The sequence below is a fragment of the Rhizobacter sp. P3_B12 genome, assembly GCF_056402895.1.
On the sequence record NZ_JBFUGN010000077.1, the window covers coordinates 1 to 12,942 of the forward strand.

Genomic DNA, 12,942 nt, shown 5'->3' on the forward strand with positions numbered 1-12,942 from the left:
GGCTGAGCGCCGGCCACGCACCGGCCTGGGCCGGGCTCGCGCTCGGGCTGTCGCTGCTGGCCTATGCCAGCCTCGGGCTGCTGTCGGTGCGGCTGCTGGTGCCGGCGCGGCTCGAGCCGTGGCTGGCGCCGTGGGTCGGCGTGGCCACCGGCCTCGTCACCGCCGCGACCGGCGTGTTCGTGATCCCCGCCGTGCCGTGGCTGCAGGCGCTCGGCCTGGCGAAGGACGAGCTGGTGCGCGCACTCGGCATCTCGTTCCTGGTGTCGACGATCGCGCTGGCGGTCAGCCTGCGCCATGGTGGGGCGCTCGATGCCCAGGCCGCGGGCAGCTCGCTGCTGGCGCTGTTGCCGGCGCTGCTTGGCATGGGCCTCGGCCAGCGGCTGCGCCGCGCGGTGCAGCCGGAGGCGTTCAAGCGCGTCTTCTTCGCCGGGCTGTGGCTGCTCGGGGCCTACCTGGCGCTGCGCGCGCTGCTGACCTGAGCACGTGCGAGGATCGTGCGATGAGCAGCCCCGAACCGCGCTTCGCCCGCATCGCCGCGATGATCGGCGACCCGACCCGCGCCCGCATGCTGGCCGCGCTGATGGGCGGCCAGTACCTCGCGGCCGGCGAGCTGGCCGAGGTGGCAGGCGTCACCGCGCAGACCGCGAGCACGCACCTGACACAGCTGGTCGACAACGAGCTGGTCGTCGTGCGCACACAGGGCCGGCACCGCTACTTCCGGCTCGCCGATGCCGACATCGGCCATGCGCTCGAAGCCTTGTCGCTGGTGGCCGAGCGAGCAGGCAGCGCCGACAAGTGGAACCACGGCGCCTACAAGCCGCTGAAGGCCGCACGCACCTGCTACAGCCACCTGGCGGGCGAACTGGGCGTCGCGCTGTTCGACGGGCTGCTGGCCCGCGGCACGCTGGCGCCGCGCGACGGCCAGTTCGTGCTGACCGATGCCGGCCGCCATGAACTGCAGGCGCTGGGCATCACGCTGCCGGCGGCCGGGTCGAAGCGCCAGGCCTACGCGTGCCTCGACTGGTCGGAGCGCCGCGACCACCTCGCCGGCGGGCTGGCCGTCAACCTTCTCGACCACGCGATCGAGCACGGCTGGCTGCGCCGCGTCGACGGCTCGCGTGCGTTGACGCTGACGCCGGACGGGCGACGCGCCCTCGCGCCGTGGCTGTCGGCTCAGCGGGATTGTTCGGTGTCGGCGAACGGCATCGCGCCGTGACGGCGCCAGGCGGCGTAGCCGCGCGAGCGCAGCGCACAGGCCGGGCACTGGCCGCAGCCGTAGCCCCATTCGTGGCGCAGCGTGCGCTCGCCGAGGTAGCAGGTGTGGGTGTGCTCGACGACGATCTCGGTCAGCGGCTCGCCGCCCAGCACGTCGGTCAGCGCCCAGGTCTGCGCCTTGTCGAGCCACATCAGCGGCGTCTCGATCGTCATCGGCGTGTCCATGCCCAGGCTCAGCGCGACCTGCTGCGCCTTCAGCGTGTTGTCGCGGCAATCGGGGTAGCCTGAGAAATCGGTCTCGCACATGCCGCCCACCAGCACGCTCAAGCCGCGCCGGTAGGCCACCGCGGCGGCGAACGTGAAGAACAGCAGGTTGCGCCCCGGCACGAAGGTGTTCGGCAGGCCGCTCGCATTCATCTCGATCGCGCGCGACTTGGTCAGCGCGGTGTCGGAGATCTGGCCGAGCAGCTGCAGGTCGAGCAGGTGGTCGTCGCCGAGCTTGCCGGCCCAGCGCGGGAACTTCGCATGCAGTTGCGCGCGCACGTTGAGCCGGCATTCGAGCTCGACGACGTGACGCTGGCCGTAGTCGAAGCCGATCGTCTCGACGTGCGCATAGTGGTCGAGCGCCCACGCGAGGCAGGCGGTCGAATCCTGGCCGCCGGAGAACAGCACCAGCGCCGAACGGGGATCGCTCATGTGCGCACCTCGCCTTGACCCAGCACGACCCACTTCATCGACGTGAGCCCCTCCAGCCCGACCGGCCCGCGCGCGTGGAACTTGTCGGTGCTGATGCCGATCTCGGCGCCCAGCCCGTACTCGAAACCATCGGCGAAGCGCGTGCTGGCGTTGACCATCACGCTGGCCGAATCGACCTCGCGCAGGAAGCGCATCGCATGGCCGTGGTGCTCGGTGAGGATCGCATCGGTGTGGTGCGAGCCGTGGCGGTTGATGTGCGCGATCGCCTCGTCGACGCTGTCGACCAGCTTCACGCTGATGATCGGGGCGAGGTATTCCTCGTTCCAGTCCTGCTCGCTCGCCGCGGTGAGCGTGAGCCCGGCCACCGGCCGCAGCAGCGCGAGCGCGCCTGCATCGCAGCGCATCTCGACGCCCTTCGGCGCCCACAGCGCGCCCAGTCGCGGCAGGAAGGCGGCTGCGATGTCGCGGTGCACCAGCAGCGACTCGGCCGCATTGCAGGGGCTGTACTTCTGGGTCTTGGCGTTGTCGGTGACGCGCAGCGCGAGCTCGAGCTCGGCCTGCGCATCGACGTAGACGTGGCAGTTGCCGTCGAGGTGCTTGATCACCGGCACGCGCGCCTCGCGGCTGATGCGCTCGATCAACCCCTTGCCGCCGCGCGGGATGATCACGTCGACCGCTTCGGGCGACGCGATCAGGTGGCCGACGGCGGCGCGGTCGGTGGTCTGCACCAGTTGCACCGCATCGGGCGGCAGGCCGGCCTCGGCCAACGCGGCCTGCACCAGCTTCCACAGCGCGAGGTTCGAGTGGATGGCTTCCGAACCGCCGCGCAGGATGCAGGCATTGCCACTCTTGATCGCGAGCGAAGCGGCCTCGATGGTGACGTTCGGGCGGCTCTCGTAGATCATGCCGAACACGCCCAGCGGCACCCGCATCTGGCCGACGCTGATGCCGCTCGGCCGGCGGCGCAGCCCGGTGATCTCGCCGATCGGATCGGGCATCGCGGCGATCTGCTCGCAGCCTTCGGCGACGGTGGCCAGCACCTGGGGCGTGAGCTTCAGGCGGTCGACCATCGGCGCGGCCAGCCCGGCGGCGACGGCCGCGGCGATGTCCTGCTGGTTGGCCTGGGCGAGCGCGCCGCCGTCTTCGCGCAGCCGGCGCGCCAGCGCGACCAGCGCGGCGTTCTTCGCGGCGGTGGAGGCAGCAGCCATTCGGCTGCTGGCGGCGCGAGCCGCGGCGCCCATGTGGGCGATCTCAGCCTGGAGGTCGTTCGAGGTCATGCGGGCGATTGTCGCAGGATGACKACCCCTCGCCCGGTGGGTACACCGGWCGGTCCCCCGAGGGGACGCGGGCCGGCTTGGGGCGGCCCGGCGCTCGGCCCGCTCGCGGCTGCGACCGTCAGGCCAGCTCGGCCGAGCGGTGGCACGCCGCCAGTTGCCCCGGCGCCACCTCGGCCAGCACCGGCACCTCGATGCGGCAACGCTCGATCGCATGCGGGCAGCGCTTGTGGAACGCGCAGCCGCTCGGCGGGTTCAGCGGCGACGGCAGCTCGCCGGCCAGCACCGCCTTCTGCGCGCGCGAGGCCGCATCGATGCGCGGCGTGCTCGCCAGCAGCGCCCGTGTGTACGGGTGGCGGGGGGCCGCGAACAGCTGCCGCTTCGGCGCCTTCTCGACCACCTTGCCGAGGTACATCACCAGCACCTCGTCGGCGATCAGCTCGACCACCGCCAGGTTGTGCGAGATGAAGACGTAGGCCACCTGCGTCTCTTCCTGCAGGTCCATCAGCAGGTTCAGCACCTGGGCCTGGATCGACACGTCGAGCGCCGACACCGGCTCGTCGGCGACGACGATGCGTGGCTGCAGCATCAGCGCGCGCGCGATCGCGACGCGCTGGCGCTGGCCGCCGGAGAACATGTGCGGGTAGCGCTGGTGGAACTCCGGGCGCAGGCCGACGCGCGCCATCATCGCGCGCGCGCGCTCGGTGCGCTCGGCGGCCGACAGCGTGGTGTTGATGACCAGCGGCTCCTCGAGCGCATGGCCGATCCGCTTGCGCGGGTTCAGGCTCGCGAACGGGTTCTGGAACACCATCTGCACCTCGCGGCGCAGCCGCTTGCGGGTGGCCGCATCGGCGTTCGCGACATCGACGCCGGCCAGCACCAGGTGCCCGGTGGTCGGCGTCTCGATCATCGTGATCTGGCGCGCCAGCGTGCTCTTGCCACAGCCGGATTCGCCGACCACGGCCAGCGTGCGGCCGGCCTTCACCTCGAACGACACGCCATCGAGTGCGCGCGCGAGGGCCTTCGGCTTCAGGAAGCCCTGCGAGACCGGGTAGTGTTTGGCCAGGTCGTTGGCGACCAGCACGACTTCATCACGTTCGGCCGTCATGCCGCCACCTCCGTCAACGGAAAGAAGCAGCGCGCCTGCGCGCCTTCAGGCCCGTACAGCGCCGGCCGCTCGGCACGGCAGGTGTCCTGCACGCGCGGACAGCGCGGCGACAGCAGGCAGCCGCCCGGCCGGTCGTACGCTCCCGGCACCACGCCGGGCATCGAGCTGAGCCGGCGCCGGCCGATGTTGTGCTCCGGCAGCGCCGACAGCAGCGCCTCGGTGTACGGGTGGCGCGGCGCCTCGAAGATGCGCGGCACGCCGGCCGTCTCGACCACCTCGCCGGCATACATCACCTGCACGCGCTGCGCGACCTCGGCGACCACGCCCAGGTCGTGCGTGATCAGCATCAGCGCCATGCCGCGCTCGCGCTGCAGGCGCAGCAGCAGCGCGAGCATCTGCGCCTGGATCGTCACGTCGAGCGCCGTGGTCGGCTCGTCGGCGATCAGGAGCCGCGGGTTGCAGGCGATCGCCATCGCGACCATCACGCGCTGGCTCATGCCGCCCGACAGCTGGTGCGGGTAGGCATCGAGCCGCCGTTCGGCATCGGGGATCTCCACATCCTTCAGCAGCTGCAGCGCGCGCGCCCGCAGCGCCTTCTTCGAGCCGCCTTCGTGGATGCGCAGCGTCTCCATCAGCTGGTAGGCCACCGTGAAGCACGGGTTCAGGCTGCTCATCGGATCCTGGAAGATCATCGCGATGTCGCGGCCCAGCATCTGCCGGCGCTGCTTCAGCGGCATCGTCAGCAGGTCGTGGCCATCGAAGCGCAGCGCCTGCGCCGAGACCCGGCCGGGCTCGTCGATCAGGCCCATCAGCGCGAGCGCGGTCACGCTCTTGCCCGAGCCCGACTCGCCGACGATGCCCACCACCTCGCCCGCATCGATGCGCAGGCTCACGCCGTCGACCGCCTTGAACGGCGACGCGACCGGGCCGAACTCGACCCGCAGTTGATCCACTTCCAGCAAGGGCATCGGTCTTATCTCTTCAGCTTCGGGTCCAGCGCGTCGCGCAGCCCGTCGCCCATCAAATTGAAGGCCAGCACCGACACCAGGATCGCGAGACCCGGCAGCGTGACGACCCACCATGCACTCTGGATGAACTCGAGCGCGCTGGCCAGCATGGAGCCCCATTCGGGCGTCGGCGGCTGCGCGCCCAGGCCGAGGAAGCCGAGCGCGGCCGCATCGAGGATGGCGGTCGAGAAGCCGAGCGTCGCCTGCACGATCAGCGGCGCGGCGCAGTTCGGCAGCACGGTGTCGAACATCAGCCGCAGCGTGCCGGCGCCGGCCAGCCGCGACGCGGCGACGTAATCCTTGCCCAGCTCGCCGATCACCGCGGCGCGTGTCAGGCGCACGAAGTGCGGCAGCATCACGATCGCGATCGCGTACATCGCGTTCATCAGCCCGGGGCCGAGGATCGCGACCACCGACACCGCCAGCAGCAGGCTGGGCAGCGCCAGCATGATGTCCATCAGCCGCATGATCGTGAACTCGACACCGCCGCGGAAGAAGCCGGCCAGCAGGCCCAGCACGACGCCGATGCTCAGCGACAGCCCGACCGACACCAGCCCGATCAGCAGCGACAGCCGGGTGCCGTGGATCAGCCGCGACAGCACGTCGCGCCCGACCGGGTCGGTGCCGAGCAGGAAACGGTGGCCGTTGACCGGCTCCCACGACGGCGCATGCAGCGTCGCGTCGCGGTACTGTTCCGACGGCGAATAGGGCGCGATCACGTCGGCCAGCAGCGCGCACAGCAGCAGCGCGACGACGACCGCGAGGCCGATGATCGCGCCGCGGTTGCGGCGGAAATCGCGCCACAGCTCGGCCAGCTGCGTCGGGGGCGCGCCGGTGTCGGGCGGGGCAGCTTGCGGAAGGCTGGCTTGGCTCATCAGTGGTGCCTGATTCGAGGGTTGATCACGCCGTACAGCAGGTCGACGACGAGATTGACCGCGATGATCACGGTGGCCGACATCAGGATGCCGCCCTGCACCGCCGGGTAGTCGCGCCGGTGGATCGCCTCGACCAGCCACTTGCCGATGCCCGGCCACGAGAAGATCGTCTCGGTGAGGATCGCGCCGGCCAGCATCGTGCCGACCTGCAGGCCCACCGTCGTGACGACCGGGATCAGCGCATTGCGCAGTGCATGGATGCCGACCACGCGCCAGGTCGACGCGCCCTTCGCGCGCGCGGTGCGCACGTAATCTTCGCGCAGCACCTCGAGCATCGACGAGCGCGTCATGCGCGCGATCACCGCCAGCGGGATGGTGCCGAGCGCGACGGCCGGCAGGATCAGGTGCGAGACCGCGCTCCTGAACGCACCGGGGTCATCGGACAGCAGCGAATCGATCAGCATGAAGCCGGTGACCGGCGGGATGTCGAACTGGATCGCGATGCGGCCCGACACCGGCGTCCAGCCGAGCGTGACCGAGAAGAACAGGATCAGCAGCAGGCCCCACCAGAAGATCGGCATCGAGTAGCCGGTCAGCGAGGCGCCCATCACGGTGTAGTCATAGACGGTGTTGCGCTTCATCGCGGCCAGGATGCCGGCCGGCAGGCCGATCGCGAGCGCGAGGAACAGCGCGACCATCGACAGCTCGATGGTGGCCGGGAACAGCGTCAGGAATTCGCGGAACACCGGCTCGTGCGTGATGGTCGACAGGCCCAGGTCGCCGTGCAGCGCACGCCAGACGTAGTCGAGGTACTGCTGCCACAGCGGGCGGTCGAGGCCGAACTCATGCACCAGGCGCGTGTAGCGCTCGGGCGTCATGCCGCGTTCGCCGGACATGGCTTCGACCGGGTCGCCCGGCAGCAGGCGGATCAGCGAGAACACCAGCAGCGTGATGCCGATGAAGGTCGGCAGCACCAGTGAGAGGCGTTTGGCGAGGAAGGTGAACATGGAGGAATGCGTTCAGGCTGGACGGAGGTGAAGAACCTCCGTCCAGCCTGTGCTTCAAGACAAGGAAGACCTGCTTACTTCGCGAGGTCCACTTTGGTGAAGTAATGGTGCGCCGTGGCGTCCATCTTGTAGCCGATCACTTCCTTGCGCACCGGATCGAAGCGCACCGAGTGGGCGATCGGGATCCACGGCGCTTCTTCGTGCGCGATCTCCTGGGCCTTGGCGTACAGCGCGGCGCGGTCGGCCTGCTTCGTGACGGCCTTGGCCTTCTGCACCAGCTCTTCGAAGCCCTTGTCGCACCAGCGCGCGACGTTGCCGCCGCCCTTCACCGCCGAGCAGCCCAGCAGCGGCACGAAGAAGTTGTCGGGGTCGCCGTTGTCGCCGGACCAGCCGAACATCATCGCGTGCTGTTCACCGGTCTTGCTGCGCTTGCGGTACTCGCCCCACTCGAAGGTGATCAGCTTGGTCTTCACGCCGATCTTCTCCCAGTCGGCCTGGATCAGCTCGGCCATGCGCTTGCCGTCCGGGTTGTACGGGCGGGTCACCGGCAGGTACCACAGCTCGACCTCGGTGCCGTTCGGGAAGCCCGCCTTGGCGAGCAGCTCCTTGGCCTTGGCCGGGTCATAGGCGTAGTCGGTGACCTTGTCGTTGTACGACCAGAGCGTCGGCGGGATCGGGTTCTTGGCTGGCTGGCCGGCACCCTGGAACACCGAGTCGAGGATCGCCTTCTTGTTGACGGCCATGCTCAGCGCCTGGCGCACCTGCTTGTTGTCGAACGGCTTCTTCTCGACATTGAACGCGATGTAGCCGACGTTCAGGCCGTTCTGCTGCACCAGGTTGATGTTCGGGTCGGTCTTCATCAGCGCGACGTCGGCCGGCTTCGGGAAGGCCATCACATGGCACTCGCCGGTCTTCAGCTTGGCGTAGCGAACGGAAGCGTCGGTGGTGATCGCGAACACCAGGTTGTCGATCTTCGGGCGGCCGCCCCAGTAGGCGTCGAAGGCCTTGTAGCGGATCACCGCGTCCTTCTGGTACGAGACAAACTGGAACGGGCCGGTGCCCACCGGTTCGCGGTCGAGCGCCTCGGGCGTGCCGGCGGCCTTCATCTTCTCGCCGTACTCGGCCGACAGGACCGACGCGAAGTCCATCGCCATGTTGGCCATGAACGGTGCCTCGGCCTTCTTCAGAACGAATTTCACCGTCATCGCGTCGACCTTCTCGACGCGCTCGACGATGTCCTTCATGCCCATGTCCTCGAAGTACGCGTAGGTCGCGCCCGGCTGGGTCTTGGCCAGCGGGTGGTTCGGGTCGGCCATGCGGTTGTACGAGAACAGCACGTCGTCGGCGTTGAAGTCGCGCGACGGCGTGAACTTGGCGGTGCTGTGGAACTTGACGCCCTTGCGCAGCTTGAAGGTGTAGCTCAGGCCGTCGGCGGCGGCGCTCCAGCTCTCGGCCAGCGCCGGGATGATGTTGGTGGTGCCGGTGTCGAACTCGACCAGGCGGTTGAACATCGGCACGGACACCGCGTCGAAGGTGGTACCGGTCGTGTAGTACTGCGGATTGAAGCCTTCCGGGCTGCCCTCGGAGCAGTAGACCAGCGTCTTGGCCGCGAACGATGCGCCCGCGCAGGCCAGCAGGCAGGTGGCCACGAGGGCCTGGAGGGGGAAGCCGCGAAGTTTCATGGGGGTGGGTCCTGAGAAGGGTTGTCCAACGTCTGAAGGAAAGGCGCCGCCTTGTGGGCAGCGCGGCGGATGATAGCGCGCTGGCCTAGGCCAGCCGGCCGGGCAACCACAGCCACAGCGGTGCCGTCAGCATGTAGCCGCAGGTCGACAGCACGATCGCCGCGGTGGCCTCGGCTTCGAGCGCCGTGTAGCGCTGCGCGAAGATCAGCGCATTGCTGCCGATCGGCAGCGCCGCCGCCATCACCACCACCGCCAGCGGCAGCCCCGAGAGCGCGAAGCCCCAGTGGCCGACGACCAGCACCAGGGCCGGCAGCACCAGCAGCTTGAGCACCGAGATCACCACGGCACCGCGCACGGCGCCCTGGACGCCGTAGTACGCAAGTGACATGCCAATCAGCACCAGGCACAGCGGCACGACCGGCAGGCCGAGCTGCACCAGCACCTCGTCCAGCACCGCGGGCATCGCCAGTCCCGACAGGTTCCACACCAGCCCGGCCAGCACCGGCAGCGTCACCGGATGGATGATGGTGTTGCGGGCGGTCCGCGCCAGCGTGCGCCCCAGGTGGGCGCTCGAATGCCCCAGCCGGACGCGCTCGTGCGCCAGGTCGATCTCGACCAGCGCAGTGAGCACCGTCAGCAGCGTCAGCGCATGCAGGCTGACGATCGCGACGTGGATGGAGAGCCCGGCCTCGCCGAACAGCGCGGTGGCGAGYGGGATGCCGACCTGCACCGTGTTGCCGAAGCTGGCCGAGATCGCGCGCACGCTGGGCGCGGCCGTCGGCAGCGTGCCGGCGCGCACGCGCGGCCGCTGCCAGGCGTAGACGCCGAGCAGCAATGCGAGCACCGGCACGAAGAACGCGAGCAGCGTGCCCCACGGCATGCCGACGAGGTCGAGCCGCGACGTGGTGCGGAACAGCAGCGCCGGCACGAAGAGGTAGAACGCGGCGTTGCCCAGCACGCGCGCAGGGTCGTTGTCGCCCAGCCAGCGCAGGCGGCCGGCCAGGTAGCCGAGGGCAACGATCAGGAAGATGACGAGGAGCTTGAGCAGCACTGGCAGCGACATCGCGCCAGTATCGATCAAGCCCTCGCGTCAACCGGGTGCCGTTGCGGCAGCGGCGGGGTTGACCCGCTTGGTCGGCATGCTCAGCCAGTAGACCTTGACGCCGCGGCCGAGGGCGGTGCGGTCGATCGCGGCCACCTTCTGCTGATCGACCTCATAGGTGGCTGAGCCCGGGGTGCTGGCACAGGCGCCCAGCAACACCACGGGCAGCAACGCGGGCAGGACACAGAACGCACGAACAACACGCAGCATGGCGGGCTCCTCGGGAAACGTTTCCGGGCTTCCCGAGATTAGGCGCCGCGCGACCGCAGCGCAACCGGCACGAACCCGGCCCTACAGGCCCAGCCAGGCCCCGATCGACATCAGCGCCGCGTCGTCGTAGCGCACGAAGCCCTGGTACTTGGTCGGTTCGAGCTTCTTGCGGCCTTCGTCGCTGCCGTCCAGCCCGAGCAGGTACTCACGCACCTTCTCGACCTGCTCGGCCGACAGGTTGGGGCTCGCGATGATGTGCTTGATCGGCACCGGCTTGGACTTGAACATCACCTTGCCACCCTTGGCCAGCCAGTCCTTGACCACCGCGTTGGACGCCGTCGCGCCGGCCTGCGTCAGGTTGTTCTCGACGAAGAACGGCACCGCGTCCTGGTAGCGGGTGTAGGTGGTGGCGACCAGCTTCGGGTCGCCGATCGCGTCGCGCAGCGAAGCGCGCACCATCCAGGCGGTGATCGAGTCCTCGTCCGGCGCGCCCAGCTTGCGGCCCTTCAGGTCGGCGAGCGTGGCCAGCGGCGAGTCGGACTTCACGAGGAAGCTCGCGCGGTACTCCAGGAAGCCCTTCGTCACGACGACCAGCTTGTAGCCGGGGTTCTTCATCGCGGCGATCGAGATGTGCGCCGGATGCACCATCGCCAGGTCGTAGGCCTTCTCGGCCAGCCCGCGCTTGAGCGACGGGTAGTCGCCGATCGGCTCGACGCTGACCGGCTGCTTCAGGATCCTGCTCAGGTCGGCCGCGATCGCGGCGTACTTGGCCCGGATCTCTTCGCTTGGCACGCGGTAGGTCACGCCCTCGTTGACCGCAAAGACCAGGGCCTGGGCCCAGGGCGCGCAGGCCGCGAGCGCCACCGCGACCAGCCATCGGAAGTCACGCAGTTTCATTCGGAATCCCTGCTCCAGTGTTTGACGCCTGCGGCCTCCAGCAAGAGGGGCCGCCCATCGCGTCACCCTGGAATGTCAACAGTCGCTGATCTGTGGCTGTCGACAGGCATTCCGAGCGTGCGCGCACTTGTAGTGCGTGCAGTGTCTCATTACACAAGAGTCACATTCAAGCAAGTCTTGTGTGACAAAACTGCGCTTACGGGCCGTCAGCATCTCGCCCGTGCGCCTCCATTCAAGATTCTCTTGGCGGGAAACCAGGCAATGGATGGCAATTGATCTTGCCGGTGCCCAGGTGCTTGTAGAAGCGAATCCAGACGCCGGAGTCCGAAAGGCGATCCCACGGGCCCATGCCGTTGCTGAACTCGTCGCCGTTGCTCAATGCGCTGGCGATCTGCTTCACGATGTCCTGCTCTTTCCAGGCCTCCGGAAAGAACGTGGAGGGAGCTGCTTTCGCGACCCAGGCACGAGTCCGGGAATTGAAGATTTTCACGGATGCGGTGAACGTTCCGTTGAGATGCATGACCTTGGTCCCGGCTTCAATCTGCAGCGTGTGCCTGTTCAGCAGCGCATGACCGCCGACGGCTTCGCCCTGCGGAGTCACCTTGCCATTCAACGAGTGCTCTATGTCGATCTGCCGACGCGCGAGGAGTGATGCTGGGCTTTCCTCGACGGTCACCTCCGCCGTGGCAACCTGCGATTTTCTGACCGTGCTCCACGCTGCGGGCAATTGCTCGCGTGTCCGTGGCGATAGCCCCTCACGCACCCGATCCAGTCGGCGTTGCAGAGGCCTGTGGCTGCTGAATGCTGCCCACAGTTGCTTCTGCGCCTGCTGGTCCCACGCTGGATTGGCCAGGCACAACCAGTCCATCAGGGCGCCGAGGGCCTTCTGTGCCGATGCGTCGCACGCGATGGCCCACAGGATGTGGCTGCGCTCCAGCATGGYAAGCAAGCCTTTGAACACGCTCGGCACCGCCCCGGCAGGAGCCTTGTCCAACACATTCAGCAGCAGCTTCAGGCCCGCGACGTCGCCGGCCTGGATCAGCACATCGAAGACCGTGCGGAGGTCTTTGTCGACAGCCAACAGATCCGTGAAGACCTCCTGCGCATCCCGTTGCGCCAGTGCGCGTGGGATGAACGGCAAGAAAGGCGGGGACTGGGCGATGAGCCCGAGAAACTGCGCAACGATGTCGGCATGGCGCCCCTGCAGTGCAACCTGGAATGCCGACTGGCCGCTTGTGTCCGGCTGCACAAGCAAAGTCGCCGTTATCCGGAAGAGAGCGTTTCCAGCTGCCAGCAAAGGACCCAGCAGGGCGCCTACCAATTCGGGGCTGGCGCGTTTCACGGCCGCATGAAGCGCAGTTCCATCTTGTGTTCTGAAAAGAAGATAGCGATTCAGCGCTTCGGGTGTGAGCTCAGTTTCGCGCGTCAGGGCAATCCAGCCTTCGACGGTCTTTCGCATTTGTTCCGCATTCGTGACAATATGCAGGCGCGTTGCCCGGTCAGAATTTCGGGACGAGTAAACAACATCGATTTTCAACTGCTGGCGCAATTTCCATGAGCTGCTGCATGATGCTTCGCTGATCGCCAACATCATCGGTACATAGGCTTCCCGCGGGACGTTTCCCTGGATCAGGCGGGGCAGCATGTTCGCCAGCAACAGGGACTTGTGCTCTGGCGTCAAGCTCGCTGGCTTGGCCTGAAGCAGCGGTGCAAGCACGATTCTCATCGCCAAGCTGCTCAGCACGTCTGCCGGAAGCTGGCCGAGTGCTTGCGACAGCATGCGCGCCTTGCTGTCGCGGTTCAGTTTGGCAGAGGCAATGCCCTCAAACAAGAACGCAACAGGAGCTTCCAGGCCGCTCAATCCTCCCA

13 protein-coding genes are annotated in these 12,942 nt (G+C 68.1%); 2 read left to right on the forward strand and 11 right to left on the reverse strand.

What is annotated here, in order from left to right:
• Positions 1–479, forward strand: a 479-nt coding sequence (locus tag AC1D01_RS06900; RefSeq protein ID WP_477865325.1) for a TSUP family transporter, incomplete at its 5' end; no start/stop codon positions are given.
• A 20-nt stretch (positions 480–499) separates the two neighbouring features.
• Complete coding sequence (locus AC1D01_RS06905; RefSeq protein WP_477865326.1) at positions 500–1,216, forward strand: ArsR/SmtB family transcription factor; 717 nt, start codon at positions 500–502, stop codon at positions 1,214–1,216.
• Here the strand turns inward: AC1D01_RS06905 and queC are convergent.
• From queC to AC1D01_RS06960, 11 genes are all read right to left on the reverse strand, one after another.
• The gene (queC, locus tag AC1D01_RS06910) at positions 1,174–1,911 is read right to left on the reverse strand and encodes a 7-cyano-7-deazaguanine synthase QueC (protein WP_477865327.1); all 738 of its coding nucleotides are present in this window, start codon (positions 1,909–1,911) and stop codon (positions 1,174–1,176) included. The two genes, AC1D01_RS06905 and queC, sit on opposite strands and share 43 nt — an antisense overlap.
• On the reverse strand, positions 1,908–3,188 hold the full coding sequence (locus tag AC1D01_RS06915) for a glutamate-5-semialdehyde dehydrogenase (RefSeq protein ID WP_477865328.1): 1,281 nt from the start codon (positions 3,186–3,188) through the stop codon (positions 1,908–1,910). The genes queC and AC1D01_RS06915 overlap by 4 nt, the downstream gene beginning before the upstream one ends.
• A gap of 118 nt (positions 3,189–3,306) precedes the next feature.
• Positions 3,307–4,293, reverse strand: a complete 987-nt coding sequence (locus tag AC1D01_RS06920) for a dipeptide ABC transporter ATP-binding protein (RefSeq protein WP_477865329.1) — start codon at positions 4,291–4,293, stop codon at positions 3,307–3,309.
• Complete coding sequence (locus AC1D01_RS06925) at positions 4,290–5,261, reverse strand: ABC transporter ATP-binding protein (protein WP_477865330.1); 972 nt, start codon at positions 5,259–5,261, stop codon at positions 4,290–4,292. Before AC1D01_RS06925 ends, AC1D01_RS06920 begins: the two co-directional genes overlap by 4 nt.
• Before the next feature lie 5 nt (positions 5,262–5,266).
• Entirely contained in the window at positions 5,267–6,175 is a 909-nt protein-coding gene (locus tag AC1D01_RS06930) for an ABC transporter permease subunit (RefSeq protein ID WP_477865331.1), read from the reverse strand.
• Positions 6,175–7,182 carry an ABC transporter permease subunit gene (locus AC1D01_RS06935; RefSeq protein WP_477865332.1) on the reverse strand — a complete coding sequence of 336 codons (1,008 nt, stop codon included), beginning with the start codon at positions 7,180–7,182 and terminating at the stop codon, positions 6,175–6,177. Before AC1D01_RS06935 ends, AC1D01_RS06930 begins: the two co-directional genes overlap by 1 nt.
• 74 nt (positions 7,183–7,256) lie before the next feature.
• Complete coding sequence (locus tag AC1D01_RS06940) at positions 7,257–8,864, reverse strand: ABC transporter substrate-binding protein (protein ID WP_477865333.1); 1,608 nt, start codon at positions 8,862–8,864, stop codon at positions 7,257–7,259.
• An 85-nt stretch (positions 8,865–8,949) separates the two neighbouring features.
• The gene (locus tag AC1D01_RS06945) at positions 8,950–9,927 is read right to left on the reverse strand and encodes an AEC family transporter (RefSeq protein WP_477865334.1); all 978 of its coding nucleotides are present in this window, start codon (positions 9,925–9,927) and stop codon (positions 8,950–8,952) included.
• 27 nt (positions 9,928–9,954) lie between these two features.
• Positions 9,955–10,176, reverse strand: a complete 222-nt coding sequence (locus AC1D01_RS06950; protein WP_477865335.1) for a hypothetical protein — start codon at positions 10,174–10,176, stop codon at positions 9,955–9,957.
• Positions 10,177–10,257: 81 nt separating this feature from the next.
• The gene (locus AC1D01_RS06955) at positions 10,258–11,073 is read right to left on the reverse strand and encodes a phosphate/phosphite/phosphonate ABC transporter substrate-binding protein (protein ID WP_477865336.1); all 816 of its coding nucleotides are present in this window, start codon (positions 11,071–11,073) and stop codon (positions 10,258–10,260) included.
• Positions 11,074–11,305: 232 nt separating this feature from the next.
• Positions 11,306–12,942, reverse strand: a 1,637-nt coding sequence (locus AC1D01_RS06960) for an EndoU domain-containing protein (protein WP_477865337.1), incomplete at its 5' end; no start/stop codon positions are given.